At 45.6% G+C, this 20,461-nt stretch carries 10 protein-coding genes and 1 CRISPR repeat array; of the genes, 9 read left to right on the forward strand and 1 reads right to left on the reverse strand.

What is annotated here, in order from left to right; translation table 11 throughout:
* The first annotated feature begins 164 nt into the window (after positions 1 to 164).
* Both QUB12_RS01885 and QUB12_RS01890 read left to right on the forward strand, forming a co-directional pair.
* The gene (locus QUB12_RS01885) at positions 165 to 3,263 is read left to right on the forward strand and encodes an MFS transporter (protein ID WP_333305210.1); all 3,099 of its coding nucleotides are present in this window, start codon (positions 165 to 167) and stop codon (positions 3,261 to 3,263) included.
* A gap of 952 nt (positions 3,264 to 4,215) precedes the next feature.
* Entirely contained in the window at positions 4,216 to 8,811 is a 4,596-nt protein-coding gene (locus QUB12_RS01890; protein WP_333305212.1) for a response regulator, read from the forward strand.
* Positions 8,812 to 9,034: 223 nt separating this feature from the next.
* Here the strand turns inward: QUB12_RS01890 and QUB12_RS01895 are convergent, their stop codons facing one another.
* Positions 9,035 to 10,213, reverse strand: coding sequence for a WYL domain-containing protein (locus QUB12_RS01895; RefSeq protein WP_333140413.1), 1,179 nt, complete (start codon positions 10,211 to 10,213; stop codon positions 9,035 to 9,037).
* Positions 10,214 to 10,462: 249 nt separating this feature from the next.
* Here QUB12_RS01895 and QUB12_RS01900 point away from each other — a divergent pair, with 249 nt between their 5' ends.
* From QUB12_RS01900 to cas2, 7 genes are all read left to right on the forward strand, one after another.
* The gene (locus tag QUB12_RS01900; protein WP_333140415.1) at positions 10,463 to 12,022 is read left to right on the forward strand and encodes a Cas10/Cmr2 second palm domain-containing protein; all 1,560 of its coding nucleotides are present in this window, start codon (positions 10,463 to 10,465) and stop codon (positions 12,020 to 12,022) included.
* Positions 11,989 to 12,984, forward strand: coding sequence for a CRISPR-associated protein (locus tag QUB12_RS01905; RefSeq protein WP_333300504.1), 996 nt, complete (start codon positions 11,989 to 11,991; stop codon positions 12,982 to 12,984). Before QUB12_RS01900 ends, QUB12_RS01905 begins: the two co-directional genes overlap by 34 nt.
* Complete coding sequence (gene cmr4 / locus QUB12_RS01910) at positions 12,984 to 13,817, forward strand: type III-B CRISPR module RAMP protein Cmr4 (RefSeq protein WP_190658554.1); 834 nt, start codon at positions 12,984 to 12,986, stop codon at positions 13,815 to 13,817. Before QUB12_RS01905 ends, cmr4 begins: the two co-directional genes overlap by 1 nt.
* A gap of 3 nt (positions 13,818 to 13,820) precedes the next feature.
* Positions 13,821 to 14,249 carry a hypothetical protein gene (locus QUB12_RS01915; protein ID WP_333305214.1) on the forward strand — a complete coding sequence of 143 codons (429 nt, stop codon included), beginning with the start codon at positions 13,821 to 13,823 and terminating at the stop codon, positions 14,247 to 14,249.
* Entirely contained in the window at positions 14,242 to 15,966 is a 1,725-nt protein-coding gene (locus tag QUB12_RS01920) for a hypothetical protein (RefSeq protein ID WP_333305216.1), read from the forward strand. Before QUB12_RS01915 ends, QUB12_RS01920 begins: the two co-directional genes overlap by 8 nt.
* 2 nt (positions 15,967 to 15,968) lie before the next feature.
* A complete protein-coding gene (locus tag QUB12_RS01925) occupies positions 15,969 to 17,465 on the forward strand; it encodes a hypothetical protein (RefSeq protein WP_333305218.1) in 1,497 nt (498 codons plus the stop codon).
* A gap of 147 nt (positions 17,466 to 17,612) precedes the next feature.
* The gene (cas2, locus tag QUB12_RS01930; protein ID WP_333140425.1) at positions 17,613 to 17,861 is read left to right on the forward strand and encodes a CRISPR-associated endonuclease Cas2; all 249 of its coding nucleotides are present in this window, start codon (positions 17,613 to 17,615) and stop codon (positions 17,859 to 17,861) included.
* Positions 17,862 to 18,077: 216 nt separating this feature from the next.
* A CRISPR array of direct repeats spans positions 18,078 to 19,658; the repeat unit is 36 nt; unit sequence CTCCCCACTCGTTGGGGAAACTAATTGAATGGAAAC.
* Positions 19,659 to 20,461: the final 803 nt, after the last annotated feature.

Below are 20,461 nucleotides of genomic sequence, written 5' to 3' on the forward strand. Positions count from 1 at the left end.
AGTGATAGCCGGCCGCAGACATATTTCTACACTTCCGACTGTAGGGGGATGCTTTAGCTCGTCAATAAGGCGATGCTTGCCATTGGGGGCATGAGTCTAAAACTATACATTGGTTAACTTGCGCCAATGAGCGCGCGCACCCACTCCTTAACGAGGAATATACTATGTATCAAAATTTGCCAATAAATCCACAACTGTATAACATCGGGTTCTGGCTGGCCCAAGTGCCAGTAGAGCAGACTACTACAAACACAGCAGAAGACGCAGCACTCCTTTATTCCGGGCCGCAATTTTTCATCGCCTTGATAGCTGGAGTGGTACTCGCCTGCGCTTTCCAACTTTTGCTAACAAATTTATCAGTAGCCGCGGGTCTTTCGTACATGGGACAATCCCACGACGACGACCACCAGTCGGATAGCGGCAGCTCCCCAGTCCGCCACATTGGCAGAAAAGTAGGCACTTGGACGCTGATTACCGTCACCATCGCCCTATTCTTTGCTTGCTTGCTTGCAGTTAAGCTCAGCTTGATTAGCAGTCCCGGTTTAGGTGCGATCGTCGGTTTAGTCGTGTGGGCAACCTATTTCTCAATGCTTGTTTGGGTGAGTTCCACCACCGTCGGTTCCTTGATCGGTTCCGTCGTCAACAGCGCCACAGCAGGCTTTCAAGCCATTGTCGGCACCGCAGCCTCGGCTATCGGCGCAAAAGCAGCCAGCAACCAAGTCGTTGCCACAGCCAAAGCAGCAGCAGCAGCAGTGGGCCATGAACTCGGTAGCGCGATCGACCCCACAAGCTTGCGCGAAAACGTCGAAGACTACATCCAAAGCCTGAAACCGCCGGAATTAGACATCAAAGGGATGCGTAGCGAGTTTGAAAAATTGCTCAACGATCCGCAACTAAAAACCATTGCAGCCGAAAATTTGCCGAATCTCGATCGGCAAACTCTCGTAGATTTAGTAAGTTCGCGATCGGACTTATCAAAACGCGACGTAAACCGCATTGTAGACCAACTCCAAGATGCTTGGAAACAAGTAGGGAAACAAGGGCAGCAATCAGACGGTATCGCGCAATTAGTAGACTATCTCAAATCTGCAAAATCTGGAGATTTAGTCTCAGATAAATTGGCAAGTAGGGTAGAAAAAGCCCTCAGCAGTCTGGGCGGTCAAAATTCTGGACAAAGCCCGAACATGATGTCCCAAGCAACGACAATGGCAGTCAATGCTTTAATGGGAATAGTATTGGGTCGCACGGATATTTCTGACTTGGATCTTGAAAAAGTAGTCGGTCAGCTCAAAGAAGCTAAAGACAAAGTTACCCAGCAAACTGATAAAATTACCGCTCAAGTCAAAGGCGAACCCGTAACTTACAGCCCAATTCGTGCCGACGTAGAAAACTACCTACTCAACACTTATTCGTGGCAGATGAACCCCCAAGCGATCGAGCGCGAATTTCGGGACGTTCTCTACGACCCTACGGCAGATCCAGGAACTGTGCGCCGCGAATTAGAAAAACTCAAACAGGCAAATTTTGCGGAAATCTTGGCAAGTAGAGGTGTTTTTACCCAAGACAAAATTAAACAAATTTCCCAGGAATTAGAAGCAATTAGACAGCGCGTTTTACAAACCGTAATCTTTGCCGAGGAGCAAGAAAAAGCTCGCGATTTGCAGTGGCGGCTAGAAACTTATTTGAAGTTGACGCCGAAAGAGGAACTGACAGCAGCAGGTATCGGGAGGGATTTCAAAAAAATCTTAGAGGATTCCGACGCTAGTTACGAACAGTTGCGCGATCGCCTGTCTCCTTACACCCGCGACAGTTTCGTGCAAATTCTCCGAGGCCGCGAAAACTTCGGATTCCAGGAAGTAGAACAGATTGTTCAAGAGTTGGAAAGGACGCGAGATGTAGTTTTAGCAGATTCTAAAGGTCTGCAAGAAGCAGCGCAAGCCCGACTAGACAACCAGTGGCAAAGAGTGCAAGAATACTTGAAGTCTACGGGCAAAGAAGAACTCAATCCCGAAGGCATCAAGCGCGATTTCAAAACGCTGCTGGACAACCCGGAAGCGGGAATGTGGGCCCTGAGAGCTAGAGCTTCTAAGTTCGATCGCCAAACTTTGGTAAAATTGCTATCTCAGCGGAAAGACCTCAGCGAAGACCAAGTAAATCAGCTTCTCGACAGCGCCGAAGAAAATTGGCACAGCGCGGTACATACGCCGCAAAAGTTGGCAGAAAAAGCTAAGGATCAGTACGACCAAACCACCACCGCCCTTGCAGATTACCTTCGCAATACTGGCAAATCAGAACTCAATCCTGAAGGGATTCAGCGGGATTTGACAAAACTGCTGGAAAATCCAAAAGAAGGAGCTTTAGCGCTGCGCGGCCGCCTGTCTCAAGTCGATCGCGATACTTTGGTAAAACTGCTTTCTCAGAGACAAGATTTGAGCGAGGAACAAGTCAATCAAATTATCGACCAAGTGCAGGAAACTCTCGGCTCGATTGTGAAAGCGCCCCGCCGTTTGGCAAAACGGGTGCAAAGCCAAGTACAGGATTTTCAGAGTGTTTTAGAAGATTATTTGCGTAATACGGGCAAGGATGAATTAAATCCCGAAGCCATCAAGCGCGACTTGCAACTGCTGCTGCATGACCCGAAAGTCGGCGCTTACAGTTTGGGCGAGCGCTTGTCACACATCGATCGAGCTACAGTGGTTTCTCTGCTGTCTCAGCGGCCGGATATTTCTGAAGCAGAAGCCAATCGCATTGTCGATGGAATTTTGTCGGTGCGCGATGAGTTCGCACTCCAAATTCAGAAAATACAGGAGGGTATTCAGTCGGTAATTGACGGGATTCTCGGAAAAATTCGGGATTACCTCAATTCGCTCGATCGCCCTGAACTAAATTACGAAGGTATTACGCGGGACGTGCGGAAGTTATTTGACGATCCGCAAGCCGGATTTGACGCTTTGCGCGATCGGCTGGGTCATTTCAACCGCGATACTTTAGTAGCATTGATGAGTTCTCGCGAGGACATTTCCGAAGCAGATGCCAACCGCTTGATTGACCAAATTGAAAGAAGCCGCAACAGCGTCTTGCAAAGAGCAGAACGCTTGCAGCAAGAGGCGCAGCTTCGCCTCGAAAGCATCAAACAGCAAGCTGAAAAACAAGCCGAAGAAACCCGGAAAGCAGCAGAAGTTGCCTCTTGGTGGCTGTTTTTCACCGCTCTTTCCTCGGCCGCTGCTGCTGCTGGCGCCGGTGCTTTAGCCGTTATCCGATAAAAAAGACAGGACTTACGCACAGCCTCAATATATAGTGTTTTGTAGGGGCAAACCCCCCGTGGTTGCCCCCATACCTGGGATGATTGCGTAAGTTCTAAAAGACTCAAGTTGCGATCGGATTGCAGATAGTGCCTGATATGAGTTTCTACTGATATCAGGCACTAATGTTAGTAAAGGATGCGCTCGGGGAGTGGGAACGGGTTTGTATTAATTTGTTGGTACAGTTGAATAATGTTATGGGTAAACCACTTCCTACCCGTTGGTTGAGGATGGTGCAGACTGTGAATTTATAAATCTTAATTAGCAGTTTTGATTCATTCAAAATAGAAAAGTGAAAAGCCTATTTTTTTGATTGTTGTATATTTTATGGGCAGATGTAATAAATAAAAAGTCGCCGGATATTCATTGCCTCTGCTATGACAATTTTTGAACGCGGTTCCAGCTTCTCGGCTGGATAGGCTTTTAGGCTTATTCCACTACTCCTGCAAGGATTGCTATAGGACAAAGATCAAAAAAGCTGCTGGAATGAGAAGCTTTTTGCGCGCAAAACTCGATCGGCCAGTCCGCTCTCTCCTCAATACTTTTTAGGTACAATATATAGTTAGGGTTCTCAACCCAGCACGCCTGTTCTCCCAACCGCCCGCCGCCCTGGCTGCGTTAGTATTAAACGCGAACTGTTTTGAGTTCGATCGGCGGTTAATTTTGAAGATGCCGATCGTCAGGTTATAACTTGTAGGTCATAGGTTGTGCATAATAGGGAACTAAAGCTGTGAAAATACTACACTGACTGTGGGGGGCAAGATACCGGATACCTTGGAAATACCAAGGGCTTTGCTTTCGTCAGCCCAGAAAAGTCCAAACACGCAGGCCCTGCGCGAGCCAATGCTAAACAACCTACGTCTCAAACCTCTCCTGGCTAGTTGCCTAGTAGCACCGTGAGGAGGGCGACGCCATGCAACTCCGAAAAAAAACACTATTAATCATCGGTGCAGCGCTGATCAGCCTGATTGTGGTTCTGTATGCCACTGCATCAACTATTTTGCTGCATGATTTTCACAACCTGGAGGCACAGTACGTCCGCCAGGATGTCGCACGGGCTTTGGACGCATTAGATGATGACTTGTCGAATTTAGACACCAGCGCCCAAGATTACGCCGAGTGGGACGATACTTACTCTTTCGTCGAAACACGGAACGAAAATTTTGTCAAGTCAAATTTCGTCGATTCGACATTTATTTACTTGAGACTAAACTTATTGGTACTGCTGGACTCCAACGGTAAGACGATCTTCAGCAAAGGTTTCGACCTGAAATCGCAAACCGAAATCCCGATTCCCGAAAGCTTAAAACAGCACTTGACCGAGGCGCTACTAGACTCATCGACAGTCGAGGGCGATCGCCGGGCCGCCAAAACAGGCGTCCTCACCCTGCCAGAAGCCAGACTGCTGATTGCCTCCAAGCCCATCTTGAACAGCAACTCCCAAGGCCCGCCGCGGGGGACGCTGATCTTGGGACGCTACCTAGACAGCAGCGAAATCGGTTTGCTTTCAGAACTGACTCACCTGTCAGTGGATTTTAGATTGCCGAGTTTAGATTTTAAAGTGGGAGCCGCGAACTACTCCGGGCACAGCGCCAAGGCGCTGGCTCGATCGAGGCAGGAGTTGGAAAATGTCAAACTCAAAATTTCCAACCTCAAATCAGTAGAAATTTTAGTCGAGCCACTCAGCGACACCTTAGTCGCTGGATACGCCCTGATTCGCGACATCCACGGCAACCTAGCGCTGCTGCTGCGAGTAGAGACAGATCGCATCATCTACGGCCAAGGTCAGGCCACCTTGGAGCTGTTTACCTTATCAATACTGGCAGTAGGTTTAATATTTAGCGCCATCACCCTGCTGTTGCTAGAAAAATTAGTCTTGGCGAGATTGGCTGCCTTGAGCACCAGCGTCAGCAACATCGCAGCCAACGGCGACCCAAGCTTGAGAGTTCCTATGGCCGGAGCAGATGAACTCGCAAGCTTGGCCGACGCCATCAACCGAATGCTAGAAGCATTAGGCAATTCTCAAGTCGAACGTAATGAAAGCGAAGACCGCTATCGGTTGATGGCCGAAAACTCAACCGACATGATCACCAGACACGACCCCAAAGGCGTGTTTGTTTACGTCTCGCCCGCCAGCCGCGCTTTGCTGGGATACGAACCTTCGGAACTCATCGGCCGCGTCCCCAAGGATTATTTTCACCCCGACGATTTAGAAACCATTGCCAAAGCCCACTGGAAAGTCCTGGCACTCCCAGTTACTTACACCGTCAGCTACCGCATCCGCCGCAAAGACGGCAAATACATTTGGTTTGAAACCACCGGCCGCACGATCAGCGATCCCCAAACAGGCGAAGTCCAAGAAATTATCGGCATTTCCCGCGACATCAGCGTGCGGAAGCAAACAGAACAAGAACTGCGAGAAAGCGAAGCTGCAATCAAAGCTTTGTACCAAGTGACTTCGGCTCCGCGTACAGACCCGCTCAACCACCTCTCTACCTTTGATTTGCGCCTCCAAGAACTGCTGGCAATGGGATGTCGGCATTTAGGCCTGTCCGTGGGAATTTTGTCCTGCATTCAAGGCGACAACTATCAAATAATGGCTGTTGAGTGTCCCGACGGGTCGATCGTCAAAGACCAAATCTACGATCTGGAAAAAACTTTCTGCGTCGCTACGGCAATGGCAAAAGAACCGATTTACTTTGAGTCGGTGCGATTTTCGGGTTTTTCCTTTAACAGCGACGATCGAGCTTTCCCCATTGAAGCTTACATGGGCATTCCCGTCACGGTGGCCGGCAAAGTTTACGGCACTCTGTGCTTCTTTTCTCCGACTCCTGTGACAGAACCGTTTCGAGCTGTAGACAGAGAGTTGATGAAACTGATGGCTCAGTGGGTGGGAAGCGAACTCGAACGCCAGCAAACAGACGTAGATTTGGCAAAAGCTCGCGATCAAGCACTGGCGGCTACTAGAGCCAAAAGCGAATTTTTAGCCACCATGAGCCACGAAATTCGCACTCCTATGAATGGAGTCATTGGCATGACCGGTTTGCTGCTGGATACGCCCTTAACTCGCGAACAGCGCGATTTTGTAGAAACTATCCGCAGCAGCGGCGATGCCTTGCTGACGCTGATCAACGATATTCTAGATTTCTCGAAAATAGAGTCGGGCAAATTGGACTTGGAGGAACATCCGTTTGACCTCCGCACTTGCATTGAGGAATCTCTAGACTTGGTAGCTGCTAAGGCGGCAGAAAAAAAACTGGAAGTGGGTTACTTGATCGATCGTACAGTACCCGCAACGGCGATCGGCGATAGCACCCGCTTGAGGCAAATTTTAATCAACTTGCTCAGTAATGCTGTTAAATTTACCGACGCTGGAGAAGTGGTGGTTTCGGTGACAGCAAAAAAGATTTCAGTGCCGGCGGCTAAGGCTAAAGAACCGCCATTAATTGCGGGCGAACGGGTAGCAATTAACCCAGCATACGAAATACATTTTGCGGTCAAAGATACCGGTATCGGCATTCCGAGCGATCGCATGGATCGGCTATTTAAATCTTTCAGCCAGGTTGATTCTTCAACGAGCCGGCAGTACGGCGGTACCGGATTGGGTTTGGCAATTAGCAAGCGTTTGGCCGAAATGATGGGCGGCCGGATGTGGGTGGAAAGTATGGGTAGTGTCGCGGGCAATCCTCCTGCCCATTTTAGATCGTCGGCAGTTATTGATTTGGGATGGGCAGAATCTTGCGAAATTGCCGAAAAATATGGCTATGCCAAATCTGTACTCAGCAACCAGCCGATCGCCCAAAATACGAAATCCGTTGGCTCTACTTTTTATTTTAGTACGATCGTTTCTGGCTGCAAGAATTCCTTACCACTTAACTTGAGCAATTCTCAACCTGAATTAGCTGGCAAGCGAGTCTTAATTGTCGATGACAATGCTACCAACCGCAGAATTTTGACTCTCCAAGCTCAGTCTTGGGGAATGGTGGCTAGGGCTTCAGCTTCGGCTCGTTTGGCTTTAGATTGGCTGGCTGCTAAAGAGATGTTTGACTTGGCAGTTTTGGATATGCAAATGCCGGAAATGGACGGGTTAGCTTTAGCGTCGCAAATTCGTCGGTATCCTGATTGCGAAAAGTTGCCGTTAGTGATGCTAACTTCGATCGGCAGGCAAGAAATTAACCCCCCTTCTATGGAGATGGATTTTGCTGCTTTTTTGAATAAACCCATCAAACAATCTCAGCTTTACAATGTTTTAATCAATATTTTTGGAGAACAGACAACTGAATTTAAAGGGCAGCGCACTACCGGGTCTTTCTTGCAAACCATACCCGTGCTGGCAGAGGACTTACCCCTGCGGATTCTGTTGGCTGACGATCATTTGGTGAATCAGAAGGTGGCTTTGCAAATTTTACAGCGGATGGGGTATCGCGCGGATGTGGCGGGAAACGGTATCGAAGTGCTCGAAGCTTTGCGCCGCCAGCCTTACGATGTGGTGCTGATGGATGTGCAAATGCCGGAAATGGACGGACTGGAAACTACCCGCCGCATCCGGGAGCAATTTTCAGCAGATTTAACTTTAGAAAATCCCACGGGAGAATCAGAACTTTCCGCAACTGATGAGGAATCTAATAATGGAAAATCCCGAATCGAAAATCAAAAATCGACTGAGGAATCTAACAATCGAAAATCGAAAATCGAAAATCAAAAATCGACTGAGGAATCTAACAATCGAAAATCGAAAATCGAAAATCGAAAATCGACTGAGGAATCTAACAATCGAAAATCGAAAATCGAAAATCGAAAATCGACGAGGCCTTGGATTGTGGCGATGACGGCAAATGCGATGCAGGGCGATCGCGAAGAGTGTATGGCTGCGGGGATGGACGACTATTTGAGCAAGCCGATCGCCATCGATCAGTTGGTGCGAGCTTTGATGGCGTGTAAATCTCGATCGAACTCTGCATTCGATCGTCTGCAGCCGATTGTTTGTTTGGATGCCCCAGCGGAACAGATCGAAGGAACGAGTGAATTACAAGTGCGATCGAATGTGGCTGTTGCGGGAAATCCACAACAGACAATTCCCAATTCGCCCGGAGTCGTCGAGTGGGGTGCATCAAATCTCGATCGGGCTTTGTCAGAGGGGCACGATTCCCTAAGTCCCAAGATTATAGAGGGACTGCGAGAAGTGGAAGCTTTGGACGAGGCGATCGAGATTTACCTCGAAACAGCTCCCGAACTGCTGCGAGGCATCTCTATGGCTCTGTGCAACGCCGATCCGCTGGCTTTGCGGCGATCGGCTCACTCTTTAAAGTCGATCAGCGGTACTCTCGGTGCTTTTCGCTTGTTTGAACTGTGCGAGGAACTCGAAATCATGGGCCGCATGGGAACGAATGCTAACCAGTCTTTACCCGATCCGGCCTGCACGCTTTTAGAAGAGGTTGAGGCGGAGTATCAAAGAGTTGAAACGGCGTTAAAAATAGAAATGCAGTACAGCGAAACAATGACAGAATAATTAACAACTGATAACTAACTATTGTTCGTGGGTGGGGGAGGGTTTTTGATATGGTTGGTTTTAGACAGTAGACCTCTTGCAAAAATAGCTGGAACGGGCTCTCCGGCCCGTCCCACAAAAAGTTTTTTCTCTTGTGGGATGGGCCGGAGAGCCCGTCCGAAAATTTGATCGAAAGGACTTTTGCAAGAAGTCTAGTGATGGTTGATAAAACCCGCCGCCACGATTACAAGCTGTATCGATCGGCTAAATCTCTCGCTGCTTGTCGGTGTTTTTCTACCAAACTCGGCGGGGAAAGCACTTGGGCGCTATCCATATATCTGTTCACCCACAGACTAAATTCGTTCAGGGAGCGATCGGGCAAATCGATCTGATAATCTACATAAAGCACTTTGCCAAAACTATCCCTTGGGCCTTCTTTAATCTTTTGTCGCGGATGCCGCCGATCGCCCTCTAAGATAAATCCCACTACTTTCTCAAAAAACCGCACCTTCACTTTTTCCAACTTCAGCGTACCGCCCAATTCAGCCTGCTGTTGCTCTGGATTGCCCAAGAACAGCCCCCAGCCGTTTTTTAACAACTTTTGAGCTATTTTCAAACGCTGTTCCTGTACGGCTATACCACGCCCTTCTACATCGATAATTTCGCAGCAGTCAGTAAAGCGATTCACCCGTTCTACGCTCAAATGCCCGTTGTTGCAAGATTCGCAAATCAGGTACCAGGCGATATCGTGATAGATCAGTTGCAGGGGCCAAATTCGCCGGAAACCGACTTTGCCTTTACCGTAATAATCGCTTTGACGGTAAAGTTCGATCGCCTGACCTCGAACAATTGCTGTTTCTACGATGTCTAGTTTGTGAAATAGGGTATTCCGATATTCTTGGCGATCGAGCATTTCTACTGGATCGGTGTAGATAATCGCACGATTTAGGTGTTCGCGAACGGGATAAAACAATTTACCTTTGAGTTCGATATCTAATCCGCGCAACAGTTTAGTGAGTTTTTCACAAATTTTGCGGGCTTGGGGATTTCCCTGATATTTGGCTTGAGATGCTATTGCTTGAAATGCGAATAGTAGTTCTTCGCGATTCATTGCGCCGGTACCGAGATAATATCCGAAGCGATACATTCGTTTGTCAAGGATTCCGTAGTGGCGCAAAGTTTCTAAATCTTTGCGGATTGTGGGAGTTGCGGGATAGTTTTCGGGAAATTCGATGTTGAATTCGGCGGCAATTTTCTGTAATTGAGATTGAACTTCTAGCAAGGCATCGTGATATTTACTGTCGGATGTTTCGGTGTCCGAGTGTCCGATTCCGGGATGGTTTACTAATGTGGCGATGAGGAGCATGATGCGATCGAACGTTAGTTTGTCGGCATAGGGGTGAGGGGTTGGTTTTTTTGCCATAATGGGTGGATGGAGGTAAAGGCGGTAAAAGTCAAGGAAAAGACAATATTGACACAAAAATATAGAAAATCCTCAAAGCCCTTATTTAGGTAGCTGTAGGTTTTCCAAAAGATTTGATAAATATTGTAAATTGCGAGACTCGAAGCTGGCTCGGCTGATATATTGACTTGAGTAGAACTTAAGCAGTTAGCTACTTGGGACACTACCAGCAGCATTCAGGTGGGCATTGCCCGCCTTAAAATTGAATTTATGCCTGCATACACTGCGATCGCCTTTGCCCCCGTTCAAGGCTTTATCGAGAAATCCCGCAAACTCCGAGATTTATTTGGGGCTTCACTGATTCTGTCTTATCTGAGTTACAAGCTAGTAAAGCAAGCCGAAAAATCAGGTTTAAAGGTCATTTCTCCGGGTGCCCCGAACATCCAAAAAGGAATGCCCAATCGGATACTTCTGAAAGGCAAAGGGGAATTTTCCAGGAATGACGTGACAAATACCCTTCAGAAGTCATGGCAAGAAATATTAAATGAATGTCGAGTTTGGATAGAACGAGAAGTACCTCCTAAAGAGGAATACTTTTGGCAGCAAGAGTGGATGCGATGGGGTTTGTACACTTGGGAGATATTTTGGGGACACGGAGATTCGATAGAATCTGCGATGAAGAATCTAGAAACTCGCAAATTGCGTCGTGATTGGACGGCAATTAACTGGATTGGCGACAGTTCGAGTTTGACTGGCACGGATGCGATCGCCTGGCCGCGTTTAGGTTTGGAACATTCAAATCCAGGGCGGCAGCTATCCGATACAGAAAAAGCTGAACTTAAGGATTTCTATCAACGTCTTTCCTGTGTCTTAGAAAATCTTCCCCCAGATGGCGAACCCGAAGGAAAATTTCTTGCACCTAATGAAAGATTGAGTATTCCTGAGTTAGTCAAGCGGTTAGTTACTCGCGACGAAGATATTGCTAGAAACATTGGGATATCTCCGCTTGAAGCAGGATTTAGTGACATTATTCGTGAACCAGAACACTGGACTGGCTGGTTTATGGGAGATGGCGATAAAGTTGGCAAAAAACTTCAGGAAATTGCTCAAAAAGAAGGAGATGAAGGTCTAAAAAAGTTTAGCGAGGCCATGCGGGCTTGGGGAGAAAATTTTATCAAGAATTTCCCCAAAGACCAAGGGCGGATTGTTTATGCCGGCGGTGACGACTTCCTCGGTGTAATTTACAGCAGCAAACCTGAAAAGCCTCCAGAACCTATAGAGGCATTAGAATGGTTAATGGGATTGTCCGATGAATGGAAAAAGCACGGACAGGATATTAACCTAAGTGTTGGTTTTGTTTGGGCGGGTCATAGAGTGCCGCAGCGAGATATTCTTCAACACTGTCGAGAAGCTGAAAAACGGGCGAAAAGTTTGGGGCGCGATCGCGTTACAATTCGAGTAGTTTTTAACAGCGGTCAATACGTGCAGTGGACTTGTCCTTGGGATTATTTGCACATTCTCAAACAATACAAAGACCGGGACGGCAAAAGCTGGGATCAAAAGCCAAACTGGAGTCATGTTTACAAGGATTTAGCTCATCTCAAAAATCGTCATGCTATTAGTTTTAACCCCCAGGAAAACAGCCCAAATGATGAATTAGCTTTAGCTCTTTTTGAACTTTACTTTCAAGACGAGAAGAATTTAGAAAAAAACTGGAAGCACATCGTCGGTGATTACCCAAATCCCGAAAAATCCAAACAAGTTATTTACTGGATTAGTGACCTAATAAATGTCGGATGGCAGCTATGTTCAAATATCTCATCACTATAAGTCCTTTAGGATTTATGTACGGGAGTTCTGGCGGATTTTTATCGCCCGAAAATCTAGTCGGACGTTCTGGGGCAAAATTCCCTCCAGAAGCAGCTACCCTCTCTGGTCTATTTTTCAGCAGCAACAAAGTTAAGTCCTATATTTCTCCAAAAGAACTTAGTGATAATTTGTTTGTCGCTGGCCCATTCTGGGCAAAATCAGACGATCCTGAATACTTTTACGTCCCCATTCCTTGGCACAAAATTATTTCTAAAAAAGGCGTGGATGAATGGAAAATGAAATCTGGGAAATGGCATCGCGAATCAGAAGATTTAGATCCTGAGTATAGTTGGCAAACCGTTAATTCTTGGGTAAATAAGACGGCTGCTATTAAGAAAAATGGCGATGTTGCCGATATTCCTTGGAAATACGTCCCTATCTTGCACCCCAAAACAAAAGATGACGAACGCTGTACTTTAGCAGAAGATGGTTTGTTTTTGGAAAATTCCGTGCAGATGGATGATGAATGTTGTCTAGTTTATCTCTCAACTCATCCTTTAGCAGATGGTTGGTATCGCTTTGGTGGCGAAAATCATTTAGTAGAAATCAAGAGTGTTTTACTCGATGATGACAGTCCCATTGTCAAACTTTTACGCCAACCAATTCAGCGCTCATTTGCTTTGATAACACCGGGAGTTTGGGGTTCTAACAAGTTTTCATACCGCTATCCCAAAAATGAAGATTTCTCCCAAAAACGACCGGAGATGCTCACAGATAAACCCATTTCCTATCGCTACCGCGCGAAAGGACAAATGGGACGGGGACGCTATGCAGTTCCTCCCGGAACTGTCTATCTTCTCAGAGAACCTTTAGATAAAACTTGGTGGGAATTCCCCCAAAATTGGTTTCCCAAAGAAGGTTTTAGTCTGAAACAAGTTGGATGCGGTTTGTGTTTGCCAATTGAAATTCAAGGAGTTGAATAATGTACAAAAAAGCTTACGGTATTATTGAAACCCTTGCTCCTGTTCATGTGGGAGCAACGGCTGGTGAAGAAAGCGGCAACTTAAACTTAATTTTCCGCGACCAGTTTACTCAAACTGGCATTATTCCCGGTAGTTCGATTCGGGGAAGATTGCGATCGGAAATCCGCCGCAGTCTGGGAGAAGCTGAAGCTAATAAATGGTACGGTCAGGAAGCAGAATCCGGGAAACCAGACAGTACCACTGAGTCTGTAGTTAAGTTTGAATATGCTTCGCTGCTGTGGTTGCCAGTATTTTGTCCGGGTCAACCAATTGTCTGGGTAACTTGTCCTCGTTTGCTGAAACGCTATCAGCGAATTGCTGGAGATTATGTCAAGCTAAAAGATGGTACATCTCTCAAATCCGCTAAACCTCCAGCTAGTTATACAGGTTCTCAAACCTTAAAAGCTCTCGACATAAATGGCAAACCAAAGCTGTTTTTTAACTTTGGCTTTTTAACAGTTGAGAAAACTCAGGATTTGTCTGCTTGGTTTCCTTTAGGAGAGGAATTGCCAGCCGTTGTTGTGGCTGACGATGAAATTGCCATGATTCACGATATGGCCTTATATCGTCAGAGTCGAGTGGCCTTAGACAAAGAGGAAAAAAAGGCTAAAAAAGGAGCTTTTTTTAATACGGAAGCTTTGCCAGAAGGCACAATTTTAGTATTTCCGATCGCCCTCAAAGAAAACCAAGAGACATGGCAACCTTTTGGCGCTTCTACTGGCACAGATATTTATCTCGGCGGTTTAGAATCAATTGGTTTCGGTCACTGCTATCTAACCTTAAAGGAGGTATAATTTATGGCTTGGGAATCTTACAGATTAGACCAAGAGGCTCACGATTTAGTTGTCAAATATCGTGACAAAAAAGACGCTCTCAATCAAGCATACAAAATGCGCGTTGCAGTTGCTTACGGTTTAGAGAGATTTTGGGGAGAACAGTTTCGGTTAGTCAAAGATCAAGATAAGGCTGATTATTGGCGGGATACTTGGAAGGCGCTAGTAAAAATCATGGGAAATGCTGGCGTTAAAATTCCCAATGATAATGTCAGTTCGGACGATACAGCAGCCATTAAAATTATGGCCAATAAATTGTGGGATTTTCCTATCGAACAGCGTAAAGTAGCTATAGCTGTGCTGACTCAACTTTGTGACAGTATGGTGTGGTGGACTCAACGTTATAAGCCTACTAAGAATAATGGCAATAATGGAGGTGAAGAAGATGAGTGATAGCGATCGCGTTCCTTTGATGTTTCGCTCTCAATTGGAAGGAAGGGGCAAAATTCAGTACGCCGGCGATGCTGGTCCCGCTTCTGAGTGGGTGGAACAATGGTTAGAATGCTGTCCTCCCGTCCCCGAAAGCGCCGATGAAAGCGTTCCCCTCTACAAACGAGGTCGAACTAAATCACCCGTAAAAATGCCTGAATTCGGGCAAGGAGTGGAAACAAAACAATACACCATTAGCTGGCGTTTAGTTACAAACAGTGGACAAGATGAAGGCGTCATTCGACCCATAATTGGCGCGAAAGGTTTGCCATTTTATCCTGGTTCTAGCATGAAAGGGGCTTTCTGGCGATCGTGTCCTCCTCAAAAACGAGAAGGATACTGCGGGGGAGAGGTTGTAGAGGACGGACAGCGTAGTGCAAAACCAGGAATTTTGCGCTTTCACGGCGGCTTCCCTGCTGATATGTCTTGGGGAGAAAAAGAGCGTTTAGTCGATGTCGTTCATTCTCAGCAAAAGCGCCAAGTGATGGAAAATGCCGTCACCAGTGCTAACGTACAAATCTCGCTTTATCAGTGTAAATTACAATTTGGCATTTCCAGCAACAAGCAACTTGGAAAACAAGAATGGGAGGAAATTTGGCAAATTTGGGAAAAAGCTTTAGGACACGGAATTGGTTCTAGGGTAAGTGCAGGTTATGGTCGCATGGCAGAGGTAGAAAGCGCCGATCGCATCTTACTTTCTGTCAATTTGAGTGGCTGCGGATTAACGTCGCAACTACTGAATAGAACCCCAGAATTTCGACCCAATATGTTTAAAGCTGCGCTGCGGGGTCATACTTTGCGGTTGTTGGCAGGGGTCACAGATGCCAATACAGCACAACTGTTAACCAAAAAACTTTGGGGAGGAATTGTTGAAACACGCGATGATACAGGGGCAGTTATCGGGCAGTTGGGGATTAACTTTACTGCTGAGGAACTCGATTTTGGTGAACACAGATATTATCCGGCGAGGAATCCGGTAGTCATGCCTACCTACGATTTACAGGCAGGAAAACTGGACATTGTGAATCTAAATAATAGGTATCCGCAGAAGGAATTAAAAAAGTTTGTCACTTATTTAATTAAATTTTCTCTCTTGCTTGGCGGTTTTGGCAAGTCGTGGCGGCGGGTCGATCACAGCCTGTTTTTCCCTGAGTATTTTAAGAGAAATGACAAACCTGCGATCGGCTGCCACTGGAAGTTTAATGAAAGTTCAAAAAATTTGTACGTCACGGCTGCTAATCCTAATCTCAGCAATATTACTAAATTTCTGGCAGAGGGTCAGCAGAGAGCAATAGAATGGTTAACAGTTAATCATTTAGAACCTAGTCATCAGGTTATGGCTTGGCGTGAAGTCTGGCATCCCGAAAAAGTGGAAGTTTGGGGAAGAATCGCTGAGGATCAGCATAGCAGCGAAGCAATTAAATGGTTTCACGAACCGTACTCAAAAAATCAGTGTATTAAGCAAAGCGATTTGACGGGAAAACTAAATAACATCGGTCGCATTTGGCACCGGATGTGTCCCCGCTATCTCACAACTAAAAACGGAGAATTAAGACAAAAAAGGCAAGAGTATGTAGAGCTTTTGACTATTTTTCCAGATAAATCGGACAAAACTCAAGATTTTCTTGAGTTTTTACAGAATCAGAGCGACTTTATCAAACTTTGGCCAACTGAGGAATAATTATGAATATCTGGATTGTGACAACTGGCAGCAGCGATGTCAAGCTCAAAACTGATGACAATTGGGGTACTTTGTTCAAAAAGGTGAGAAGTCAATTATACGATCGCCGTTTTGAACCTACACAACCGCCGAATTCTGATGATGAGGAACCTTTCATTGTACCAGCTAGAGCGATGGGGATGGTTTATGGCAGCCAGTTAACAGATGAATATTATCAGGATTTGCACTTTCCGCTTCTTGATGCTTTTTCGGCAAAGCTGTTAGAGAAAGGGAAAACAAATCCTGACAAAATAATCTTGATTATGACCGATCAGGAAGCGGTTTTTGATGAGGAAGATAGGAGAGTAGAGAAAAGTCCTTATTGGCAGGATACTTGCACGCTCAAACCAATATTTGAACGATATTTTCAGAAAAAATTTCCTCAAGTTCAATCCATTGATTACTTAGAATTGAAACCTAAATCCAAAGATGAGGGATTAGATAGTTGGAATAAAGCACTGTTTCTGGTTCAACAAGCTTTGTCAAGTTTGGATTTAGATAAAAGTGCAAACTTTTATGTCAGTCATCAAGCTGGAACTCCGGCAATTTCTTCGGCGGTTCAATTTGAAACGTTAGCAAAGTTTGGTAAAAAAGTAAAGTTTTTGGTGAGCAACGAGTATGAACCAGATTTAGCCAAAAAGGGTGATTTTATAGAAAGCTCTACTTATTTACAGGGGATGCAAGTTCAAGAAGCAAAAGCGCTATTAAGTCGTTATGACTATTTGGGGGTAGAGCGCATTTTAAAACCTTACTGGAAAGATTCTTCCGATCCGCTATTGCTGGAAATCCGTGATTTATTAGCAATGGCTGTACAGTGGAATTTTGCTAAGTTTGAAGATTTTGGCAAGGCTAGGGGAGATGTTGCAAAGGAGCGTTTGAATCAGTGGTGGTGGACGGGCTATGAGGCTGCTTATTTAGGAGTTATCCGTCTTAGACAGGGTAACACGGTTGAGGCTCTATTTCACAGTTTTCGCGCTGTGGAAGGCTCGATCAAAGAATGGGCATTAGACAAGTATAAGCTACAAATTAAATACTCTAATCCCAATCAACCAAGTACAGCATATATCCATGACGTAAATCTGCCTCAAAATTTACGGCATTGGTTTAATGCCAATAAAAATGAGCAGTACAATAGTGTGGGTTTGTTTGGTAAATCACTATTTACTTTAGTTGAAAAATCCGATCAAAATAAATGGAATCAAGATTCTCACATTAAAGTAGTTGCTGCTAATACTATAGATGAAAGAAATATTATTTTTCATTCCTTGCGTGGCTTGCAGGAAAAAGATGTGTTCAAGGCTTGGAATACTGATAGTCGAGAACAATGGGAAGCTAGGGTTTTAGGCTGTTTGAATTTTGTTTCACAGCAAAAATTTGTTTCGTTAAAGTCAGCAAGTTTGATGGCGAAAGTGCATGATGAATTGGTAGATGCGCTCGCCCATTACGAACTGCAAACATAAGCCAATAAATCCGCGACGAATTTACGGATTCGCCGGGGTTTCAACCCCTGGCGGACTAACAAACTTAACTAAAGTTTTTCTCTTGAACTTGCATCGGAAGCTAAACTTTACCATCCCTATTCAACACAAAATAGAATTCGATAAAGTATGCCGCTTTATATCGTTGTCTACGATATCCGAGTTGACAAGCCCAGGCAAAAAGTGCATGACTTGCTGAAAGGTTATGGCAAATGGGGACAATATTCTACCTTTGAGTATGTTTTGTCAACTGCCAGATTTACAGAACTCCGGCGACGGCTGCGAAAGTTAATCAACCTAGACGCAGCATCCGGTTTTATCCGGTGTCGCGCCATACTTTGGGACAGGTGGAGGTTTTGGGTGTGGGAGCGCCGGTGACAAAAGCACCTGGGTCAGTGATTATTTAGCTCAGGTTGCGAGGCTGGTGGTAAATTAGCTCAAACGACCTTTTTGCGTTATGAGCCTCGCAGCCTTACTGGGCAAGGGTTTCAATGATTATTGTGAGCGAACACAGGTGTGAGTTCCACAAAAAATATCTGAGCCTCGCAAAGGGCCTCTAGACACCTTGCGCTGTCTTGGGTGTATTATAGAGGACTCCCCACTCGTTGGGGAAACTAATTGAATGGAAACTGTAGTTACAAATGACGATCGAAGAATCAAGAAGAAGTTTGGACTCCCCACTCGTTGGGGAAACTAATTGAATGGAAACGGAGCGAACAGTCTTTTCAGCGCCAACAAAGGTATTAACCTCCCCACTCGTTGGGGAAACTAATTGAATGGAAACAACTAATATCCATAACGATCTGACTTGCGATCTCTTTTCTCCCCACTCGTTGGGGAAACTAATTGAATGGAAACCTTCCTGTTGCTACTTTTTCATTGTGTAGCTTTACTGGTTTACTCCCCACTCGTTGGGGAAACTAATTGAATGGAAACGTTTCCTTCTTAACCGTTAAACCTTCACTATCCCTCTCCCCACTCGTTGGGGAAACTAATTGAATGGAAACTACTTTTAAGATTGACGTGGTGTAATCGTTTTTATCGAATAACTCCCCACTCGTTGGGGAAACTAATTGAATGGAAACAGGTAAGTTTGAGTTAGGTAAATGTTACCTTTATCATCCTTCTCCCCACTCGTTGGGGAAACTAATTGAATGGAAACGAAGCGCTGCAAGTAATTCAGCCCAAGTCAAATCATTCATCTCTCCCCACTCGTTGGGGAAACTAATTGAATGGAAACATGATGCTGGGGTGTAAATCGCAGTAGTAAATATTACTCCCCACTCGTTGGGGAAACTAATTGAATGGAAACTTCTGTAGAGTATTCCCCCCAACCGTTAAGTTCTCGCACTTCCTTAGTCTCCCCACTCGTTGGGGAAACTAATTGAATGGAAACCCTGGTTTATCTCCGGGGGAATAAGGGCAGTCGAGGAGTCCTCTCCCCACTCGTTGGGGAAACTAATTGAATGGAAACGCTAAATAGGCTGTGAAATATTTACAGTCCGCACACTCCCCACTCGTTGGGGAAACTAATTGAATGGAAACCGCTGAAATCGATCGCCATGCGGTTTGGTTCCAACTCCCCACTCGTTGGGGAAACTAATTGAATGGAAACAAGTCACATCCCACTAAATCTAACAATTTATGCACTGTGGTTACTCCCCACTCGCTGGGGAAACTAATTGAATGGAAACGGTGGCATATCGTACCCCCAGTGTTGGTTTATTCCGAAAATTCCACTCTCCACTCGTTGGGGAAACTAATTGAATGGAAATGTCCACCGGTAGTGAAAAAATTTGGTTTCTGGGAAGCTGGTAATTTTGGCTCCCCACTCGCTGGGGAAACTAATTGAATGGAAACTTCTGTGTGCCTTCGATCGGTTGCTGGTCGTCCGGTTCGTTGATCTCTCCACTCGTTGGGGAAACTAATTGAATGTAAACCCAGCGTATGGGAATCCTGCACCGACTCCGCTGCACAAATACTCCCCACTCGTTGGGGAAACTAATTGAATGGAAACAAAGCAGCATCAACGCCACGAGCACAACCGACAAAGACCGGGGAACGAAGACTCCCCACTCGTTGGGGAAACTAATTGAATGGAAACGGTAAGAGATTGATAGAATGGTGGAAAAACGGCGACTCCCCACTCGTTGGGGAAACTAATTTAATGGAAACGCTAGAACAAAATTAGTGGAAGTCTTCTATTAATGCGACAGTTTAAGGGAAACCATAAATAGCTGTTGACAAAAGACTAGATTTCTAATAGTCTTATTTTGGGGGGATGCCTTTTAGGGGACGCCTCTACCGCATAGAGTGAACGTCCTTAAGGCATCGTCCTATCCCCCAGCCGAAGGGTTACGGCACTTACATTGTCCCTGTCTAGCAAGTTAAATTGTCACTCGCTAGAAATAGGTAGCTAAGACAAATTTAGTCGAAGTCTCTATTAATGCGGAATCGAAGGAGGCTTCGACTCCACCCGACACCGCAAACAGAAATTTAAAAATCAGAGCCTTCTGTAGTGCCAAAAGCTCTAATTTTTCAACATCGGGAAAACTTCAAAGACAAACTTTTACAACTCAAATTTTTGCAATTAATCCGAATTGTGAAGAATTAACAAGCACAAAAAAAAGCCCCATAATCGGGGCAAAATATAACTATTCTCAGTCGTTGGGTGGGGGCGGGTTTATTATATTGTTGGTTTCTGACATAAATGGTTGGTGAAACCCGCCCCTACGGTAATTTGGGGAAACACGCTTATTTCCGAGATTTGTCGTTGGGTGGGGGCGGGTTTTTGAGATTGTTGGTTTTTCACATAAATTGTTGGTAAAAGCCGCCCCTACACGCTATCGTAGGGGCGGCTTTTACGAATAATATTTAATACCAGCAGACAATCTAGATAAACCCGCCCCCACCCAACCAATAACCTAGATTAACCTGATGTGCGATCGTATTTCACAAATGTAGATGCCGATTTGTGG

It is taken from the genome of Microcoleus sp. B7-D4, assembly GCF_036705125.1.
Taxonomy (GTDB): domain Bacteria; phylum Cyanobacteriota; class Cyanobacteriia; order Cyanobacteriales; family Microcoleaceae; genus Microcoleus.

Bases quoted from the DNA above. Each gene is read 5' to 3' on its own strand.
- QUB12_RS01920 (WP_333305216.1), top strand. From the start codon at position 14,242: ATGAGTGATAGCGATCGCGTTCCTTTGATGTTTCGCTCTCAATTGGAA.
- QUB12_RS01905 (WP_333300504.1), top strand. From the start codon at position 11,989: ATGGCAGCTATGTTCAAATATCTCATCACTATAAGTCCTTTAGGATTT.
- QUB12_RS01895 (WP_333140413.1), bottom strand. From the start codon at position 10,213: ATGGCAAAAAAACCAACCCCTCACCCCTATGCCGACAAACTAACGTTC.
- cmr4 (WP_190658554.1), top strand. From the start codon at position 12,984: ATGTACAAAAAAGCTTACGGTATTATTGAAACCCTTGCTCCTGTTCAT.
- cas2 (WP_333140425.1), top strand. From the start codon at position 17,613: ATGCCGCTTTATATCGTTGTCTACGATATCCGAGTTGACAAGCCCAGG.
- QUB12_RS01900 (WP_333140415.1), top strand. From the start codon at position 10,463: ATGCCTGCATACACTGCGATCGCCTTTGCCCCCGTTCAAGGCTTTATC.
- QUB12_RS01915 (WP_333305214.1), top strand. From the start codon at position 13,821: ATGGCTTGGGAATCTTACAGATTAGACCAAGAGGCTCACGATTTAGTT.
- QUB12_RS01885 (WP_333305210.1), top strand. From the start codon at position 165: ATGTATCAAAATTTGCCAATAAATCCACAACTGTATAACATCGGGTTC.
- QUB12_RS01925 (WP_333305218.1), top strand. From the start codon at position 15,969: ATGAATATCTGGATTGTGACAACTGGCAGCAGCGATGTCAAGCTCAAA.
- QUB12_RS01890 (WP_333305212.1), top strand. From the start codon at position 4,216: ATGCAACTCCGAAAAAAAACACTATTAATCATCGGTGCAGCGCTGATC.